Below are 17,204 nucleotides of genomic sequence, written 5' to 3' on the forward strand. Positions count from 1 at the left end.
CCGCTGACTCTACCCTGGATGCGTCTTTGCTCTTTGTGGATTTAGACACCGGGGAATATTTAGATGTGGCTGGCGATCGCCCCCTCTCCGCCGCCAGTACGATCAAAATTCCCATTCTTGTGGCCTTCTTTGAAGCCGTTGACAGTGGCAAAGTCAACCTCGATGATTCTCTTACCCTCACTCAAGAGGTCATTGGGGGCGGATCTGGCGGCATGCAATACAAAACCCCAGGTAGTACTTACACCGCCCTCTACACCGCCACGGAAATGAGCGTCAACAGTGACAACACCGCCACAAACATGATTACCGAATTGTTGGGGGGCAATGCCGTCCTCAACGCCAAATTTCAGCAGTGGGGCATGACCCAAACCCAATTAAACAATCCCCTGCCGGATCTCGAAGGCACAAACCTCACCAGCGCTAAGGATCTTGCCCATCTCCTCGCCCGCGTTAACCAAGGCGAAATCTTGTCTGTCCGCTCCCGCGATCGCCTGTTTCGGATCATGGGAGCCACGAGTAATGATCGCCTTTTACCCCAGAGTTTGGGCCAGGGAGCCGACATTGTGCACAAAACGGGCGATATTGGCAGTATCATCGGCGATGCGGGAATTGTTGATCTGCCCAATGGCAAGCGTTACGTTGCTGCAATTTTTGTAGAGCGTCCCTACAACGACCCCAAGGGTAAAGAACTACTCCACAAAATTAGCCGTCAATTCTATGACCACATGGCTAAAAAAGAGATTATCCAAGCGCCTAGCCAACCAGCCGCCCCAGAGACCGCCCCAGCCCCAACGCCTTAACTGCGGATCTGCACGGGCATAATCAAATAAGTCATTTGCACTGCACCCAGGGGCGTAAAAATGACTGGCTGGTTATTCTCATTCAACTGCATCTTAATCTCATTACTCGGTAAAGCCTTCAGGCCATCGATGAGATACCTCACGTTAAAGGCGATCTCTAGGTCTGTCCCTGAAACCTGGGCGGGCAACGCTTCTTCACCACTGCCCACATCCTGGGCTTCCACAGCGAGGTGAAGTTTTTGTTCGGCGCTGTTGAGGCGGAATTTGACAATATTATTTTTCTGATCGGCCAGAACCGCCACCCGTTCAATGCTGCTAATCAAAGCCCGTCGCTCTAGGGTGACATCACGGCTAAACTGCCGGGGGATTAACTGATGATAGGCCGGATAAGCACCGTCTAGTTTGCGACTGGTGAGGCGCTGGTGATTGACTTCAAAAATGACTTGGCTATCGTCTAAATGCAGGGCAATTAAATCCGCTTCATTGGCGGTGGTCAACATTCGTTCTAGTTCTCGGAGCGCCCGGGCGGGAATAGTTAAAGCAAAATCTTCCAGGGTTGAGGTGGGAAGTTTACCAGTTTCGCTGGATTCTGGCTCTGGACTGACCTGATCACTGGTTTCGACGAGGGCAAGGCGGTGGCCATCGGTCGCGGCAAACTCAAGGCAATCCTGGTGATGGGTGAGATGGACGCCCGTGAGAACTTGCTTGGTTTCATCGGGGCTTGCGGCGAATAGTACACCTCCTAGGCCTTCGCTCAAGGCGATCGCCGGCAACATTAATTTTTTACCGTCCTGGATCGTCGGCAATTCTGGGAATTCCTCGGCCCCCATACCTCGAATCTGAAACCGTCCCGTAGCAGCAGTTAGGGTCGCCTGGGCATCGCCTTTCATCAAAGTATCCGACGGGCAACTCAAGGTCACTTCCCCCTCAGGCAGACGCGACACAATATCATTGAGCAACTTCGCTGGCAGGGTTAGGGTGCCCCCTTCGATGACTTGGGCCGGAAAACTCGTGCGAATGCCGAGGCTGAGATCAAAAGCGGTGAGTTGAATCTGGTGGCGGTTCGCATCCGCAGTCAACAGCACATTTCCCAAAATAGGGTGGGTAGGCCGCGAGGGCACCGCCCGACCGACGAGGGACAGTTGGCTATTTAGATCACTTTGACTGCAAACAAACTTCATGGCTTTTTCCGGAGATCTCCAAGCAGAGCAGATAGATTCTACTACAACATCCCCTGGCCGGCGGGATTTTTTCTGGGGCGGCGATGGCGCAATACCCGATCTAAAATAAACCGACCCACCAGGTTTCCTACGGTACAATGGGGAACAGTAGGGACTTTTTATTTTTCGAATTTAATCCTGCGCTAATCTCCATCGGTGAATGCCAATCACTGCCAAGAAAAGCAAAGAGTTTCGTTCCTACGCCAGTGGCTGTTGTCTTTTCTTTTTGCTGAGCTTAAGCAAACATTGCAACATTCGTCACTGGAGCCCTTAATTAAAAAAGATAGCAAGATAAAACGAGGATTCATGACAAATATTCATCAAAAAATTGAACAAGAACGTGATGCGGCTCGGGAAGCTTGTAGTACTGACTCCACTTCCGCTGAATGTGCAGCTGCTTGGGACGCCGTTGAAGAACTCCAGGCGGAAGCCGCCCACCAACGGGAAAAAGAGCCGGAAAAAAGTCCCCTAGAAAAGTTTTGTGATGATAACCCCGACGCGGATGAATGCCGTCTTTATGAAGACTAATTTTGTCGGCGATCGCCTTTATTTCTGTTAAAAAAATTAATTGATGCGCTTTTGGTCATTGATCTTGGCTTCGGTAAGGTCAAAAAACGTGCTAGAAGCTAATCCCCAAAGCAGTGGTTTCTCTCCGTAGTGCCACTGCTTTGACTTGTGTATACTGTGAAAAATCAATCTTAATTTGTCTCAAACCCCACATAAACCATGGATGAAACGTTACTACAGCAATTGGCCTGGATGGACTACCGTTTGGCGGTCATTTTTACGGTGATGGTGCCGATTGCACTGTTGATCTGGAGTTTCGTCGCGAAGGTGGAATCGATGCAGCGGCTCCTGGGCATTTACTGGAAAGTGGCCAGCTTGTTAATGGTGACGGTGTATCTGTTGATTCCCAGTTGGTCAGTGGGCTATCTGACAGGGCTGTTGTCACGGATTTTGATCCCCATTGGGTTATGGTTTTGGATTGATCTCAATGAAGAAATTCGCGATCAGCCGGGTAGTCGTCTGAAATTGGCGTTTACGGCTTGGCGTTGGGCGGTGACAGTTTACTGCGCGCTCGGGGCGATCGCCAATCTACCATTTTTGGGCTGTGCCTTTTCGACGGCGATGCGCCAAGGAACCTATTGCCAAGTGTGGCTAGAAGCACCCAGCCGTTACCAACAAATTTTGCACGCCAACTCGACACCCGGTTTTCTCGGCTTCTTAGGAATTGTCGGCTTGGTGATTTATGTCGTGTATTTACTGACGTTTTTGGTGTTCCGTTTGGGACGTCAGGGCCGCATTGCCATCGAAGAATAATGAAAAAAACCCCGTAAAAAACTTTTTTTGAGAAAAATCTAGGCTTAGGGGTTGCCAATTTAAAATTGCTTTGCTAAATTAGAACTTGTGCGCAAAACGCCAGGATAGCTCAGTTGGTAGAGCAGAGGACTGAAAATCCTCGTGTCGGCGGTTCAATTCCGCCTCCCGGCACTGCATAAAGAGAGTTCACCTCGGTGGGCTCTTTTTTTGTTTGAAAAATATTTTTAGAATCAAGTTGTTTCCGCCACAAAGAAACCCAACCGGGCTAGGCTGGGTTTGAATGCAGATTGTATTTTTAGGGAATTTGTATGGGCGTACTTATGATCCTGGGGCTTTTGCTCCTAATTCTCCTCGGCGGGCTAATCCTGGGTTTGGGCAATGATTAGGCGGGGACTTCCACCTTTGCTTCACCACCGAGGGCAAAGGCTTCATGGACGAGTTTCAGGGCGGCCTGGCCTTGGGTTTCCGGGACAACGCAGCTAATTTTAATCTCAGAAGTGGTAATCATCTGAATGTTAATTTTTGCCGTAGCGAGGGCTTGGAAGAAACGAGCCGCAACCCCTGGTGCGCCAATCATCCCAGAACCGACAATACTGACTTTGGCGATCGCCGGATCTACTTCGATTTCCCCAAAGTTTAGCTGTTCCGCCATGCTAGAGAGGGCGAGGCGAGCCGCTTCAGCATCCCCCTGGGCGACGGTAAAGGCAATGTCACGGGTTTTGATCCCATTGAGGACACGGCACCGTTGGGATTGGATAATCATATCGACGCTGATGTTTTGGTGGGCCAACAGCGAAAAAATTTGGGCAGCCATACCGGGGCTATCCGGCACGTGACGAATGGCCAGTTGCGCTTGTTTGAGGTCAAGGGCGACACCCCGGACGGGGGGGTGATCTTTGGGATTGAGAGCCGCTGGGGTCGCATTCATCGGGGAAGAGGCAATGTCAAAAACATCGCAGAGGGTGGCGATCGCCCGGTCACAATCCGTCTGCTGGATAACGCAACTCACCTTCACTTCCGAAGTGGAAATCATCTCGATATTAATCCCTGCATCGGCTAGGCTTTGGAACATGGTGGCGGCAATTCCGGGACGGCCAATCATCCCAGCCCCAGAGATGGTGATTTTGGCAATGTCATTGGCGCTCATCACCGCAACATCGCTTAAATCTTGGTCTGTGCCAGCGCAGAGGGTGGGGGCAATAGCTTCGGTGATCGCCTGGGCCTGGGTGGCGGCATTTTCGGTCACGGTAAAGGCAATATCATTACTGTTGCCATCGTGGATCGACTGGATAATTAAATCCACATCGACATTGTGGGTGGCGATTTCCCCAAATAATTTGGCGGCGACGCCGGGGCGATCAGGGATGTGCAGCATCGCAATACGGGCCTGGTTGGTATCAAACTCCACCGCATCGACGGCCTTGGCAATTTCGAGGTTAATCAAGGGGCGATCGCTCACCGGGGCAGAGGTCACCCAAGTCCCCGGATCCTCCGTCCAACTGGAACGCACCACCAAAGGCACCCCATAATTTTTCGCAATTTCGACAGCACGGGGATGGAGCACCTTCGCCCCTAAACTGGCAAGCTCTAGCATTTCATCGGATGTGACTTCGGCCATCAGTTGCGCTTCGGGGACGATACGCGGGTCGGTGGTTAAAATTCCTGGCACATCGGTATAAATTTCACAGCAGGAGGCCTTGAGGGCGGCGGCGATCGCCACCGCAGAAGTATCCGATCCGCCCCGACCCAGGGTAGTAATTTCTAGATCTTCGGTTTTGGAAATGCCCTGGAAACCCGCCACGACGATCACCTCTCCCTTTTGCAGGTGTCGTTGGAGGCGGTCGGTTTTAATTTCGAGGATGCGGGCACGGCTATGTTCCGCTTCAGTAACGATTCCCACCTGAGCACCAGTGAGAGAAATTGCCGGTTGTCCCAGTTCCTGGAGGGCCATACTGAGCAGAGAAATCGAGACCTGTTCCCCCGTGGAGAGGAGCATATCCATTTCCCGCCGGTTGGGATTGGTGCTGATTTCGTGGGCCAATTTCACCAAACCATCGGTGGTTTTTCCCATGGCAGAGACCACCACGACAATTTGATTGCCCGCCTGGGCCCGTTGCTGTACCCGTTTGGCCACCGCTTGGATTCTTTCTACCGAGCCGACGGAGGTACCGCCATATTTTTGAACGATCATTGCCATGGAACCTGCCTCACTCTCCCGAACTTAAAACACAATTCGCTTTCCATAGATGTTTTGGAAAATCGGTGATCCACTCTAGCAAATCCTACCGACTTTTCTGATCGATCTTTCACATTCCGTTGTGTGGTGCCGTCATCTCTGTTACGTTCAGGGGCAATTTTTTCCCCCAAGATTTACGATGGATTATCGTTCACCAAAGCCACGGCATCGAGAAAATTTCAGGCGATCGCCATAGCATAAATTCCCTGGGAAAAACGGAAAAAAACGTTAAGTGACTTGTCTTTCCGCACCATTTACCCCATAATGGGTCACTCGATGGTGCTATACATTCTGTAACGTTCACGGTAAAGTAAAAATTCCAGAGCAACCGCACGATGTGAAGTATGCCACCACTGCTCCTGTGACAGACAAACCGATCAGTTTTCACCGAAGGCCCTAGGGCACAACAACACTGGATGATCAGTCTTTTTACAGTTAAATTTTTTTGTATTCAAGGTCAAAGGCGATCGCCACATTATCAGCACTTGATCCCTGGACGAGTTTGTCCCCAAACCAGTTTTTCATCTAACCCAACCAACATCTAGGAGGTTCCCTATGTCCGTACGTTTGTATGTCGGCAATCTGCCCAAAGACGTCGTCGAAAAACAAGCCCTGGTTGATTTCTTTGCTGAAGCAGGCGAAAACGCAACCACCAAAGTGATCAAAGACCGGAAAACAGGCAAATGCCGTGGTTTCGCCTTCGTTACCGTCCCCACCGACGAAGAAGCCGATGCTTTCATCGAAAAGTACAATGGCCAATCCTTCATGGACAGTCCCCTCAAAATTGAGAAGGCTCTCCCCCGTAGCAAAGGCGATGACAAACCCGCCGAAGCCAGTAACGCCAAAGGCGGCAAGCGCAAGCGCAGTGGTGGTAGTAGCAAGAAGCAATCCAGCTATGGCGATGCAACTTCCGCTCAACCCGACCCCCGCTGGGCCAGTGAACTGGAGAAGCTCAAAGATATGCTCCAACAGCAAACTGCTAACGTTTAGGCCTTGGGTCATTGATTTTCCTGCTGCAGATCGTGTGGCAGGATTTGTTTTGTTTACGCCAAAAAATTTTTCAGTATTAATTTTTTTATTCAACTTTTTTTTCGGAGGGATACACAATGGATGCCGTCACAGTCATGAAACAGGAAGTGGGCAAAGCCGCTGCTGCCCTAGTCCAGTCCAACTCAGTGGTTGGTTTAGGCACTGGGTCAACAACGGCCTATGCCATTCAATACATTGGTGAGCGTTTAGCCGCAGGTGAACTGGAGAATATTGTCGGGATTCCCACCTCCTTCCAGGCAGAAGTTCTCGCAAAACAGTACAAAATTCCCCTAAGCAGTTTGGATGCCGTCGATCACATTGATGTGGCCATTGATGGGGCCGATGAGGTCGATCCCCAGAAAAATTTAATTAAAGGGGGCGGTGCGGCCCACACCCGGGAAAAAGTTGTGGATGCCCTCGCCAACAAATTTGTCGTCGTGGTAGATAGCGGCAAGCTGGTTGATCGCTTGGGTTCAACCTTTTTATTACCCGTGGAAGTTATTCCCATGGCCATTACGCCAGTGATGCGTCAACTAGAAGCATTAGGTGGTAAACCAGAACTCCGAATGGGAGTCAAAAAAGCTGGCCCTGTAGTCACCGATGAAGGAAATTTAGTCGTGGATCTTAAATTTACAGGGATTGACGACCCAGCAACCCTAGAGCAAAAGATTAATAATATCCCTGGCGTCCTGGAAAATGGTCTGTTTGTTGGGGTGGCTGATGTGATTTTGGTCGGCGAAATTATTGATGGACAACCCCGCGTCCGGGAAATTCAATAGTGTTTTTTTGTTGAACAGGTGAGCCTGGGCCTCCTCATTGCAGGGGGTTTTTGTCTTGTTATGTCTGGCTCAAGAGGGTGATGGCCCGCCGGATCCATTCATCGGCATTGTCATTTTGCAACAGAATCGAGTCTTGGCTGAGGGTGGCGATCGCCCCACGGATTTCGGTTTCTTGGTATCCCAAGGCCAACAAGGTTAATTCCAAATCTTCGTGGACAGCGGCATTGGGTTGAACGGCTGTGTCGGGGAGCGAAAATTGATCTCGCCATTGGCTGAGTTTGCTGCGCAGTTCGAGGGCAAGCCGTTCGGCGGTTTTTTTGCCAATGCCCGGCGCTTTGGCTAGCTGGCGATGATCGGCGGTGACAATGGCCTGTACCAATTCCGGCAAGGTTAGGGTATCGAGGAGGGCGATCGCCCCTTGGGCACCAATGCCACTGACACTTATCAATTGACGAAACAGATCCCGCGCGGCACCGCTGGCAAAGCCGTAGAGATAGGTGCCGTCCTCCCGTTGCTGGCTGTGGACAAAAATGTGTTGGGGCTGGCCGATTGCCGCTGCCAACTCCTGGGCGAGGCGTCCTGGCACTTGGATCTCGTAGCCAATGTCCCTTACTTCGAGAATTAGAAAAAAACGCCCCTGCAAATTCCGGTGGATGGCGATCGCCTCTCCCTTAAGATAACTAAACATGAAATCCCCTCTGCCTAATGCCTGCGATCTTCCCATTGCCTCTGACATTCCAGCAAGTCCCAGTGGCGATCGCTATTTTCATTTTCAATCAGTACGTTTAGACTATTAAGAAAGCGTTTCCTTACGCCCCACTTCCTCCCCAACCATGGCCGATTCAACTCCCGCTTTTCCCGGTAACGCCCTTCCGCCCCAAAATATCGAAGCCGAAGAATTTATTCTGGGGGGGATTTTAATGGACCCAGAGGCCATGGGTCGGGTAGTGGATGTCCTGGTGATTAATGCCTTTTATGTCCAGGCCCACCGGGATATTTATCAAGGTTTGTTGGTGCTCCATAACCAAGGCAAACCGACGGATTTATTGGCCCTGAGTACCTGGCTCCAGGACAACGAACGTCTCGAAAAAGTCGGCGGTATTCCCAAGCTTTCCCAATTGGTGGATCGCACCGTCTCCGCTGTGAATATTGACCACTATGCGGAACTGGTCATGGATAAATACGTGCGGCGACAACTCATTGCTGGGGGCCATGAAATTATTGATCTAGGCTATGACACCGTTAAAACTCTACCCGATGTCCTCGATGAATCCGAGCAAAAAATCTTTCGGCTCACCCAGACCCGTCCCCAGGATGGCCTAACCGCCATTGCCGAAACCATTGCCGAAGCCTTTAGCAACATCGAAGAACGCCAGGCCAAGCAGCAGGAAAAAGAGATGCTGTCGGGGCTTTCGAGTGGGTTTTATGATCTCGATGCGATGACCAATGGCTTCCAACGCTCTGATCTGGTGATTATTGCCGGACGTCCCGCCATGGGGAAAACCAGTTTTTCGCTCAATGTGGCCACCAATATTGCCAAAAAAGAGCGGCTTCCCGTGGCAATTTTTAGTTTAGAAATGTCGAAGGAGCAATTGGTGCAGCGCCTTTTGGCTGGGGAGGCTCAGATTGAAAGTAATCGTCTCCGGGCCGGACGCCTCGATGAAGTTGATATGCGCCCCCTCCTCAAAGCGGTGGAATTTTTGTCGGATGTGCCTTTATTTATCGATGATACGGCGAATATCACGGTAGGTCAGATGCGATCGCAGGCGCGGAAACTCCAGGCAGAACAGGGGGGAAAGTTAGGGCTAATCCTCATTGACTATCTGCAACTCATGGAAGGCCGTGGTGACAATCGTGTCCAAGAACTCTCAAAAATTACGCGATCGCTCAAAGGGCTCGCCAGGGAATTAGATGTACCCATTTTTGCCCTATCCCAGTTAAGTCGAGGGGTTGAGGCCCGCAACAGCAAACGCCCGATGATGTCTGACCTGCGCGAATCAGGTTCCATCGAGCAGGATGCCGACCTGGTTTTAATGCTCTACCGCGACAGTTATTACAATCCAGATACCCCGGAGCGAGATATTGCCGAGGTGATTATTGCGAAACACCGTAATGGCCCCACCGGGACGGTTAAGCTGATTTTCCAGCCGGAGCTAACAAAGTTTTTGAATCTGGCCCAGAGTCCCAGCCCCTATGCAGAAACCTATTAAAATTCAACAAAATCTGCGTGGCTATGATTTGTTTTATTTATCAATAGCGGTCATATTTGCCTGGATTTTGGGAATCAGAGCTTCTTTTTGAAGAGATTCTAATTTTTTAAAACGCAAATGCTAAGATGCTGCTAGCATCAAGGCCAAAGCTTGATCAAAATTCTCCAAAAAATTGTGGTGAATTTCGGTCTTGAAATTTTTTACATCTTAATGATTTGGGCGATCGCCTCGATCCATTCCCAGCGCATCTACTGTCATTTAAACATCAGCAAAATAATCGATCATTTTTTCTAAAAAGGCTTGTTATAAGCATTATCAATCAAAGAAAAATGCTTCGATAACTTCAGGTTACGCGATTTCTTGTTTTTTAGTGTTGGATCCTGTGTTCATGTACGGCTTCTCCCCTCCACAATCACCCCGGCAACAGACCCCCATTTCTCTTCAGAAACGTCGCCATAAGCAAGATCAAAAAAGCGCTGGTCCATCAATAGCAGCAAATAAGCAGCATCGGTTCGCTTGCTGGGAATTGGCAGCGCAGATTTCTGTAAATTGTCTCCTTGGTGGGGTGGCGATCGCCTCCATTGCCCAATTGTTACCAGCCCAACTATCCCAACAGCAACAGTTATCCGTTCTCAAGGGTGAAGTCACCGAAGCAGAACAACGGGTCGCCAAACTACGCCAAGAATTTAACCGTCACTTCGATGCCTACGGGAGCCATCGACTAATGCAGGAGTACACCATAAAAGTCGATCCCAAACAACAGCGCATTATCTGGGTAGATCCGGCCCAGGCTCAAAATAGCGAAAATTAATTTTTCTAAGAGCTTGGCTATCAGCTAAACATTTTCTCGAATTTTTTTAATGCTCTAAATCCGTAAACAAAAAAGGGAGTCATCATGGCTCCCTTTCGTGTATTTCTCTGAATTTAAATGCTTACAAGAGACTTAGAGCAAATCCCAAATCCTTTTCCTGCATTAGGAAGCAAGGGATGCTGTGGGACGACGACGACGGCGCTGGGTTCTAACGGCAGTCTGTTCGCTGACCTGCATCAAAAAGACCACCAGGGGTTCCCCTTGTAATTCTCGACGGGCAAGGCGTTGCAGGGATGCTTCGATTTCTAGGCGAATATCAGTCCAGTCAATGTCTTCGTTGCTGCGCTTGCCATGCTCTTTATATTCTGCGAGGCGATCCTCCAACACATTTTCGACATTCCGCTGGATTAACTGGTGGAGTAACTTATTGTTCGCTGCGGTAACTACACCCCGGAGATGAATTTCTGGCGGCGCAATTAGATTACCGTCTTGGGCGATCGCCACGGCCACCGTAATCACCCCTTCCTCGGCCAACTGTTGCCGTTCCTGGAGTACCGAATCATGGACAATACCAGAACGGTCTACTAATTCAATTCCCGAAGGCACTTTCCCGGTAACACCAATGGAATTTTCTGTGAGTTCCACAATGTCACCGTTATCGATAATCACAATATTTTCTTCCGGTACCCCCATCGATTGGGCCGTTTGGGCGTGCTTCACCAACATCCGGTGTTCCCCGTGGAACGGAATAAAGAACTTCGGCTTCGTCAAGGCCAACATCAACTTGTGATCATCTTGGGCGCCGTGACCAGAAACGTGGATTCCTTCCCCTTTACCGTAGATGACTTTCGCGCCGCGCATCATCAGACGATCAATGGTATTGACCACGGCGATCGTATTCCCAGGGATCGGATTGGCCGAAAAGACCACCGTATCCCCTTCCTTAATTTTGATGTGGCGGTGGGCATCGTGGGAGATCCGTGTCATGGCCGATAAGGTCTCACCTTGGGAGCCCGTTGTCAGGATCAAAACATCCTCATCCTTCATGCTTTTCAGCTGCCGCAGGGGAATAAACAGCTCATCCAAACATTTCATGTAGCCTAAATTGCGGGCATGGGAAATGACGTTTAGCATGGAACGGCCCACCACAGCCACCTTACGATTGTGTTTTTGCGCCAGTTCTAAAATAATGCTGACCCGGTGGACAGAAGAGGCAAAGGTCGTCACAAAGAGTCGTCCTTGGGCCTGACCAAAGATTCTGTCTAAATTCGGCTTCACTGAGGCTTCCGAAGGGGTGCGACCGGGAACTTCGGCGTTCGTCGAATCACTTAAAAGACAGAGAACACCTTTTTCGCCATGCTCAGCGAGCCGCTGAAAATCAAACTGTTCACCGTCAACAGGGGTAAAGTCTACTTTGAAGTCCCCTGTGTGAATGATCACCCCAATGGGCGTGTGGATCGCCACGGTAAAGCTATCGGCAATGGAGTGAGTATTGCGGATGTATTCTACGAGGAAATTTTTACCAATGCGCACCATGTCCCGTGGCATGACGCTGTGGAGTTTGGTGCGATCGCTTACGCCTGCTTCATCTAGTTTGTCGGACAACAGAGACATGGCTAGGCGGGGGCCATAGATGACGGGAATATCAAACTGCTTGAGGTGATGGGAAATACCACCAATGTGATCTTCGTGGCCGTGGGTGACAATCATCCCCTTAATTTTGTGGCGGTTTTCCCGGAGATAGGTTGTATCTGGCAGAACAATGTTGACCCCGTGCATCCCATCCGTCGGAAAGGCTAGTCCCGCATCAAGCAGCACGATTTCATCGTCATATTCAAAAACACAGGTGTTTTTACCAATTTCGTGGAGACCACCCAGGGGAATAATTTTAATACTGTCCTGGGGGTTGAGATTTTCTGGCTTGGTCGTTTGTTTTTGGCTGGTGCGGGTTCTTCTACGGGTTGTGGGTTGGGGTTTGCTCTTGTTCATAAAACTCCTTAGATTTGCTTGTGGTTAAAACTAGAGAAAAGGTTGAAATAGAAAACTTTTAGGCTGGTATTTAAAGACCAACGGCTAGATATGACCAGCGATCAATCGGGTGCTGGTAATTGGCGCAATACTGTTCAGTTGTCAAAAGCCATGGCAGTGGGCTGTTCGTCCCATGCTCTGTTTTAGAGGAGGGACAGATCCTTCAATACCTGGGTGAGTTGTTTTGTGCGATCAGGGCTGAGGGGACAGAGGGGCGGACGAAAGCTACCTAAACGCCATCCCTGAAGAATGAGAGCGGTTTTCACGGGGAGGGGGTTGGTATCACAGAATAGGACACGGAATAGGGGGAAAAGCTTTAGGTGGAGGGCGATCGCCTCCTGGGTACGGCCAGCAAGAAAGGCTTGGATCATCGCCTGCATCTGCGGCCCGACAAGGTGACTGGCCACGCTCACAACGCCCTGGGCTCCTACACTCATCAAAGGTAGAGTTAGACTATCATCCCCTGAGTAAATTTCAAAGGTAGAATCTACACCACAACGAATTTGGGCGGCCTGGTCGAGGTTCCCGCTGGCTTCTTTGATGGCCACGATGTTGTCCACTGTGGCGAGGCGAATCACGGTTTCGGGCAACAGATTACAACTGGTGCGCCCCGGCACGTTGTAAAGCATCAATGGGATATCAGGGCAGGCCTCGGCGATCGCCTTGAAATGCTGATAAAGTCCTTCTTGGGGAGGCTTATTGTAATAAGGAACAACTTGCAGCGAACCGTCTAAGTTCAGTTTAGCGGCTTTTTGGGTGGCGGCGATCGCCTCACTGGTGGAATTAGAACCCGTACCCGCGATTACCTTAGCCCGTCCAGTGGCAGCATTTTGCACAGCCCGGAATAGCTCATACTCCTCATCCCAAGTCAGGGTGGGTGATTCTCCGGTGGTGCCGCAGACAACAAGGGCGTCACTCCCCTGGTCAATGAGATGGGCCGCTAATTTTTCCGCCATCGCGTAATCCACCTGCCCCTCTTCCGTAAAAGGGGTCACCATTGCGGTGATCACTCGACCAAATCTTGTACTTGTCATAAACGAATCGACACAACACACATAAATCTTACTGGACTAGACCGCCGTTGCGATCGCCGCTGGTTGGAGCCAATCTTTTTCCCAAAGCAGTTCCGCAATCTGGACGGCATTAAGGGCTGCTCCTTTCCGAATCTGATCGCCACAGAGCCACAATTCCAGGCCATTATCTTGGGAAATATCCCGGCGAATACGACCCACCAGCACCGGATCTTTCCCCGTTGCATCCATGGGCATCGGGAAATAATTGTTTTCCCAATCCTCTACTACGGTAACACCAGGGGCCGTGGTGAGGATGTCTTTGGCTTGGTCTGGCTCAAAGGGCTGCGCAAACTCTAGGTTAACCGCTTCAGAATGGGCCCGCAGCACCGGCACCCGGACACAGGTGGCACTAATCCGCAGATCAGGCGTCCCAAAGATCTTCCGGGTTTCGTTCACCATTTTCATCTCCTCTTGGCAATAGCCCGCGTCATCGATGGGGGTATTGTGGGGAAAAAGATTAAAGGCGAGGGGATAGGGGAAAGATTCTGTGGGGGGTTCTTCACCCGCCAAGATCGCCTGGGTCTGCTGCTTGACTTCTTCCATGGCCCTAGCCCCGGCACCACTGGCAGATTGATAGGTAGAAACCACAATCCGCTGGATGGGTTGTACTTGATGGAGGGGATAAATTGCCACCCCCATGAGAATGGTTGTGCAGTTGGGGTTCGCGATGATGCCCTGGTGTTGTTGGGCTGCCGCTGGGTTAATTTCTGGCACCACGAGGGGCACATCAGGATCCATGCGGAAGGCGCTGGAGTTGTCGATCATCACAGCACCGGCTTCGACGATCGCCTTGGCCCATTTTTTCGAGGTGCTTCCCCCGGCGGAGGCGAGGACAATATCGATCCCTTCAAAGGCTTCTGGGCTGACGGCTTCGACGGTAATGGGTTGGCCTTTAAAGGTGAGGGTTTTCCCGGCAGAACGGGGCGAGGCCAAAAGTTTTAGGTTGTTTAGGGGGAAATCCCGTTCTTCTAACAACTGTAAGAGTTCTGCGCCAACGGCTCCGGTAGCACCAAGAATGGCGACATTGACTAATTTTGACAAAGAATAAACCTCCTAATGACTTTGGGTTAAGGGTAATGAAATTAAAAAGTAAAAATCTGGTTGGGGCGATCGCCTAGGGGGAATTTTTCACTGTGGCGGGGCTGGCTTGATCACCCCAGTGGCGAGGGTTTGGCTAGGATAAGCAGGGCCGCTTTTGTCGTTCTGTGCTGGGGCATCCCTTTCGCAAGACTTTGTATATCGAAGCTCTAATTATACTATTATCAGATAGGTTAACCCCTTGTAAAAACGCAATAGACCGACCCAAACATATTCTGGGTAATCCTGCGTTTGGGTTACTGACCTTAGGATATCATGGAGCGCTCAATTCAGACCCCTAAAGGGGCGATCGCCAACGAACAGAACTATCCTAAGACCCTTAGTTGTAACTTATATATTAGAACCTTTAAACATCGATGAAAGTTATCCAGGAAAAGCTTCCTGCCAGCCAAGTTGGGCTAGAAATCGAAGTCCCCGCTGACGTCACCCAAAAAGCCTATGATGACACAGTGCGGAAACTCGCCCGTACCGTGAACCTCCCTGGTTTCCGGAAAGGGAAAGTTCCCAAGCAGATTTTGATCCAACGGTTAGGCCCCAATCGCATTAAGGCGTCTGTCCTTGAGGATTTGATCGACGACAGCTTAAAAGCAGCGATCGCCCAAGAAAACATTGAGGCCCTAGGAAATTTCCAACTCAAATCTTCCTTCGATGACCTGATCAGCGCCTACAAACCCGGTGAAGCCTTCACTTTCAAGGCCGCTGTGGATGTCCCCGCCACCGTCAGCCTCAACAGCTACAAAGGCCTCAGCTTCAAGGCCGAAAAGAGCGAATATGACCCGGCGGATCTCGATGAATTTCTCACTCAAAAACAACGCGAGCTTGCTACCCTTGTCCCCGTCGAAGACCGGGCCGCCCAAATGGGAGATGTGGCGATCGCCGATTACGAAGGTCGCTATGTGAACGACGCTGGTGAAGAAGAAGCAGACATTATCCCCGGCACCCAAGCCGAAGACTTTTCCCTCGACCTCGAAGAAGGCAAATTTATCCCAGGCTTTGTGGATGGTTTTGTCGGCATGAAACCCGAAGAAACCAAGAAATTCACCGTTACCTTCCCCGAAGACTACGGCAACGAAGAAATGGCCGCGAAACAAGTCTCCTTCACCGTCACCCTCAAGGAACTCAAGAGCCGCGAACTACCGGAACTCGATGATGAGTTTGCCAGCGAAGCCACCAACGAAGAATTTGAAACCCTCGCGGCTTGGCAAGAAAGTCTAGAAGCTCAGCTAAAAGAAAACGCCGAAATCAGCACCAAAAACAGCGTGCGTCGTTATCTGCTAGAGCAACTCGCTGCCAACAACAGCGCCGAACTGCCAGAAGTGAGCGTCAACGAAGAAATTACCGCAGTTCTCACCCAGCAGATGATGGAATTCAGCCGCATGGGTATTGATGTGAATCGCATCTTTACCAAGGATATGATTCCTAAACTGCGGGAAACGGCTCGCCCAGAAGCAGAACAACGGCTCAGCAACTCCTTGATTCTCACGGAAATTGCCAAGGTCGAGAAGATCGAAATTGATACCGACAAATTTAACGAGCGCCTAGAGGAAGCCAAGGCAGAACTCCAGGAAGGCTTTGATGAAGAGCGTCTCCAGGAAGCCATCAAAGAAGAGTTGACCATTGATGCCACCCTCGATTGGCTCGAAGAGCAGTCTGAGATTGAATTTGTCCCTGCCGGCACCCTCGAAGCAGAAGAGGCTGAAGCAGCAGACGGAGAAGAATAGAGCTTTAGACGCTTACGTTTAAACTCTAAAACTAATTGCGAAAAGACCCCAAGTGGGGTCTTTTTTGTTGGTATCTCAGGTTTTCAAGCTATCCCATCACACCCTTTATGCCGACAGGGTTAAAATTTCTGGCCCTTCTGGGGTGATCGCAATCGTATGTTCAAACTGGGCCGAGAGCTTACCGTCCTTGGTTACTGCCGTCCAACCATCACCGAGTAGCTGGCTCTCATAGGTGCCTTCATTGATCATTGGTTCGATGGTAAAAACCATCCCCGGACGAATTTTGGTGCCCTTGCCGCGTTTGCCGTAGTGGGGAACCTGGGGCTCTGTGTGGAAGACATTACTAATGCCATGGCCGACAAAATCACGCACGACTGAATAGCCTTGGGATTCGGCATATTCTTGGATCGCCGCCCCAATATCACCGATGCGACCGTTGGGTTGAGCCGCTTCAATGCCGATGTACAAACATTTTTCCGTTACTTCGACTAATTTTTTAACCCTGGGTGCTGGGGTGCCCACAAAAAAAGTCCGGGACGTATCACCATGGTAGCCATCGAGGATGGGGGTCACATCGATATTGATGATGTCGCCGTCTTTGAGCACTTTTTTCTTACTGGGAATGCCGTGACAAATTACTTCATTGACACTGGTACAAATGGATTTTGGGTAAGGATTGCTCTTGCCATAACCGAGGGGGGCGCTTTTTGCACCGTGTTTTTGGGTCCATTCCTCCGCCGCATCGTTCAATTCGAGGGTCGTCACTCCCGGCTTAACTAGAGGCCCTAGATAATCAAGGAGTTGCGCCGCTAGCCGTCCCGCATTGCGCATTTTTTCAATTTCTCGTTTTGATAGCAGAACGATGCCTTTACCCATGGG

General features: G+C 50.4%; 15 protein-coding genes and 1 tRNA gene. 9 read left to right on the plus strand and 7 right to left on the minus strand.

The window, feature by feature from the left end; all coding sequences use genetic code 11:
- Nucleotides 1-800: serine hydrolase (locus AACT35_RS14430; protein ID WP_099237491.1), on the plus strand; the 800-nt coding region annotated here is incomplete at its 5' end.
- On the opposite strand, the gene dnaN is transcribed toward AACT35_RS14430, so the two are convergent.
- Nucleotides 797-1,981 (minus strand): DNA polymerase III subunit beta, encoded by a 1,185-nt coding sequence (gene dnaN, locus AACT35_RS14435; protein WP_030006485.1) that lies wholly within the window; start codon nucleotides 1,979-1,981, stop codon nucleotides 797-799. The two genes, AACT35_RS14430 and dnaN, sit on opposite strands and share 4 nt — an antisense overlap.
- A 345-nt stretch (nucleotides 1,982-2,326) precedes the next feature.
- Here dnaN and AACT35_RS14440 point away from each other — a divergent pair, with 345 nt between their 5' ends.
- From AACT35_RS14440 to AACT35_RS14450, 3 genes are all read left to right on the plus strand, one after another.
- A complete protein-coding gene (locus AACT35_RS14440) occupies nucleotides 2,327-2,548 on the plus strand; it encodes a Calvin cycle protein CP12 (protein WP_012306885.1) in 222 nt (73 codons plus the stop codon).
- Nucleotides 2,549-2,746: 198 nt separating this feature from the next.
- A complete protein-coding gene (locus AACT35_RS14445) occupies nucleotides 2,747-3,340 on the plus strand; it encodes a DUF3177 family protein (RefSeq protein WP_030006486.1) in 594 nt (197 codons plus the stop codon).
- 98 nt (nucleotides 3,341-3,438) lie between these two features.
- A tRNA-Phe gene (locus AACT35_RS14450) sits at nucleotides 3,439-3,511 on the plus strand.
- Nucleotides 3,512-3,722: 211 nt separating this feature from the next.
- Here AACT35_RS14450 and AACT35_RS14455 read toward each other — a convergent pair.
- Nucleotides 3,723-5,537, minus strand: coding sequence for an aspartate kinase (locus AACT35_RS14455; protein ID WP_099237493.1), 1,815 nt, complete (start codon nucleotides 5,535-5,537; stop codon nucleotides 3,723-3,725).
- Nucleotides 5,538-6,131: 594 nt separating this feature from the next.
- On the opposite strand from AACT35_RS14455, the gene AACT35_RS14460 reads away from it, so the two are divergent.
- Nucleotides 6,132-6,566, plus strand: a complete 435-nt coding sequence (locus AACT35_RS14460; RefSeq protein WP_065710542.1) for an RNA recognition motif domain-containing protein — start codon at nucleotides 6,132-6,134, stop codon at nucleotides 6,564-6,566.
- Nucleotides 6,567-6,682: 116 nt separating this feature from the next.
- Complete coding sequence (gene rpiA, locus AACT35_RS14465) at nucleotides 6,683-7,384, plus strand: ribose-5-phosphate isomerase RpiA (RefSeq protein WP_099237495.1); 702 nt, start codon at nucleotides 6,683-6,685, stop codon at nucleotides 7,382-7,384.
- 58 nt (nucleotides 7,385-7,442) lie between these two features.
- Here rpiA and ruvA read toward each other — a convergent pair whose 3' ends face one another.
- Nucleotides 7,443-8,072, minus strand: coding sequence for a Holliday junction branch migration protein RuvA (ruvA, locus tag AACT35_RS14470; protein ID WP_099237497.1), 630 nt, complete (start codon nucleotides 8,070-8,072; stop codon nucleotides 7,443-7,445).
- A gap of 145 nt (nucleotides 8,073-8,217) precedes the next feature.
- On the opposite strand from ruvA, the gene dnaB reads away from it, so the two are divergent.
- Nucleotides 8,218-9,594: a replicative DNA helicase gene (gene dnaB, locus AACT35_RS14475; RefSeq protein ID WP_099237499.1), complete on the plus strand. Its 1,377-nt coding sequence runs from the start codon at nucleotides 8,218-8,220 to the stop codon at nucleotides 9,592-9,594.
- Nucleotides 9,595-10,120: 526 nt separating this feature from the next.
- On the plus strand, nucleotides 10,121-10,405 hold the full coding sequence (locus AACT35_RS14480; RefSeq protein ID WP_099237501.1) for a slr1601 family putative cell division protein: 285 nt from the start codon (nucleotides 10,121-10,123) through the stop codon (nucleotides 10,403-10,405).
- A gap of 162 nt (nucleotides 10,406-10,567) precedes the next feature.
- On the opposite strand, the gene AACT35_RS14485 is transcribed toward AACT35_RS14480, so the two are convergent.
- From AACT35_RS14485 to AACT35_RS14495, 3 genes are all read right to left on the minus strand, one after another.
- Nucleotides 10,568-12,394, minus strand: a complete 1,827-nt coding sequence (locus AACT35_RS14485) for a ribonuclease J (protein WP_012306893.1) — start codon at nucleotides 12,392-12,394, stop codon at nucleotides 10,568-10,570.
- A 182-nt stretch (nucleotides 12,395-12,576) separates the two neighbouring features.
- On the minus strand, nucleotides 12,577-13,467 hold the full coding sequence (gene dapA, locus AACT35_RS14490; RefSeq protein WP_030006494.1) for a 4-hydroxy-tetrahydrodipicolinate synthase: 891 nt from the start codon (nucleotides 13,465-13,467) through the stop codon (nucleotides 12,577-12,579).
- A 36-nt stretch (nucleotides 13,468-13,503) separates the two neighbouring features.
- Entirely contained in the window at nucleotides 13,504-14,547 is a 1,044-nt protein-coding gene (locus tag AACT35_RS14495) for an aspartate-semialdehyde dehydrogenase (RefSeq protein ID WP_099237503.1), read from the minus strand.
- Nucleotides 14,548-14,960: 413 nt separating this feature from the next.
- Here AACT35_RS14495 and tig point away from each other — a divergent pair, with 413 nt between their 5' ends.
- Nucleotides 14,961-16,325: a trigger factor gene (gene tig / locus AACT35_RS14500; protein WP_099237505.1), complete on the plus strand. Its 1,365-nt coding sequence runs from the start codon at nucleotides 14,961-14,963 to the stop codon at nucleotides 16,323-16,325.
- A gap of 105 nt (nucleotides 16,326-16,430) precedes the next feature.
- Here tig and map read toward each other — a convergent pair whose 3' ends face one another.
- Nucleotides 16,431-17,201, minus strand: coding sequence for a type I methionyl aminopeptidase (gene map / locus AACT35_RS14505; RefSeq protein ID WP_065710548.1), 771 nt, complete (start codon nucleotides 17,199-17,201; stop codon nucleotides 16,431-16,433).
- Nucleotides 17,202-17,204 lie beyond the last annotated feature (3 nt).

This window comes from Synechococcus sp. BDU 130192 (assembly GCF_963876085.1).
Classification (GTDB): Bacteria; Cyanobacteriota; Cyanobacteriia; order Cyanobacteriales; family MRBY01; genus MRBY01.

What these genes read in the sequence shown, in the direction of transcription:
- dnaN (WP_030006485.1), bottom strand. Translation starts at nt 1,981, where the DNA reads ATGAAGTTTGTTTGCAGTCAAAGTGATCTAAATAGCCAACTGTCCCTC.
- AACT35_RS14440 (WP_012306885.1), top strand. Translation starts at nt 2,327, where the DNA reads ATGACAAATATTCATCAAAAAATTGAACAAGAACGTGATGCGGCTCGG.
- AACT35_RS14445 (WP_030006486.1), top strand. Translation starts at nt 2,747, where the DNA reads ATGGATGAAACGTTACTACAGCAATTGGCCTGGATGGACTACCGTTTG.
- AACT35_RS14455 (WP_099237493.1), bottom strand. Translation starts at nt 5,537, where the DNA reads ATGGCAATGATCGTTCAAAAATATGGCGGTACCTCCGTCGGCTCGGTA.
- AACT35_RS14460 (WP_065710542.1), top strand. Translation starts at nt 6,132, where the DNA reads ATGTCCGTACGTTTGTATGTCGGCAATCTGCCCAAAGACGTCGTCGAA.
- rpiA (WP_099237495.1), top strand. Translation starts at nt 6,683, where the DNA reads ATGGATGCCGTCACAGTCATGAAACAGGAAGTGGGCAAAGCCGCTGCT.
- ruvA (WP_099237497.1), bottom strand. Translation starts at nt 8,072, where the DNA reads ATGTTTAGTTATCTTAAGGGAGAGGCGATCGCCATCCACCGGAATTTG.
- dnaB (WP_099237499.1), top strand. Translation starts at nt 8,218, where the DNA reads ATGGCCGATTCAACTCCCGCTTTTCCCGGTAACGCCCTTCCGCCCCAA.
- AACT35_RS14485 (WP_012306893.1), bottom strand. Translation starts at nt 12,394, where the DNA reads ATGAACAAGAGCAAACCCCAACCCACAACCCGTAGAAGAACCCGCACC.
- dapA (WP_030006494.1), bottom strand. Translation starts at nt 13,467, where the DNA reads ATGACAAGTACAAGATTTGGTCGAGTGATCACCGCAATGGTGACCCCT.
- tig (WP_099237505.1), top strand. Translation starts at nt 14,961, where the DNA reads ATGAAAGTTATCCAGGAAAAGCTTCCTGCCAGCCAAGTTGGGCTAGAA.
- map (WP_065710548.1), bottom strand. Translation starts at nt 17,201, where the DNA reads ATGGGTAAAGGCATCGTTCTGCTATCAAAACGAGAAATTGAAAAAATG.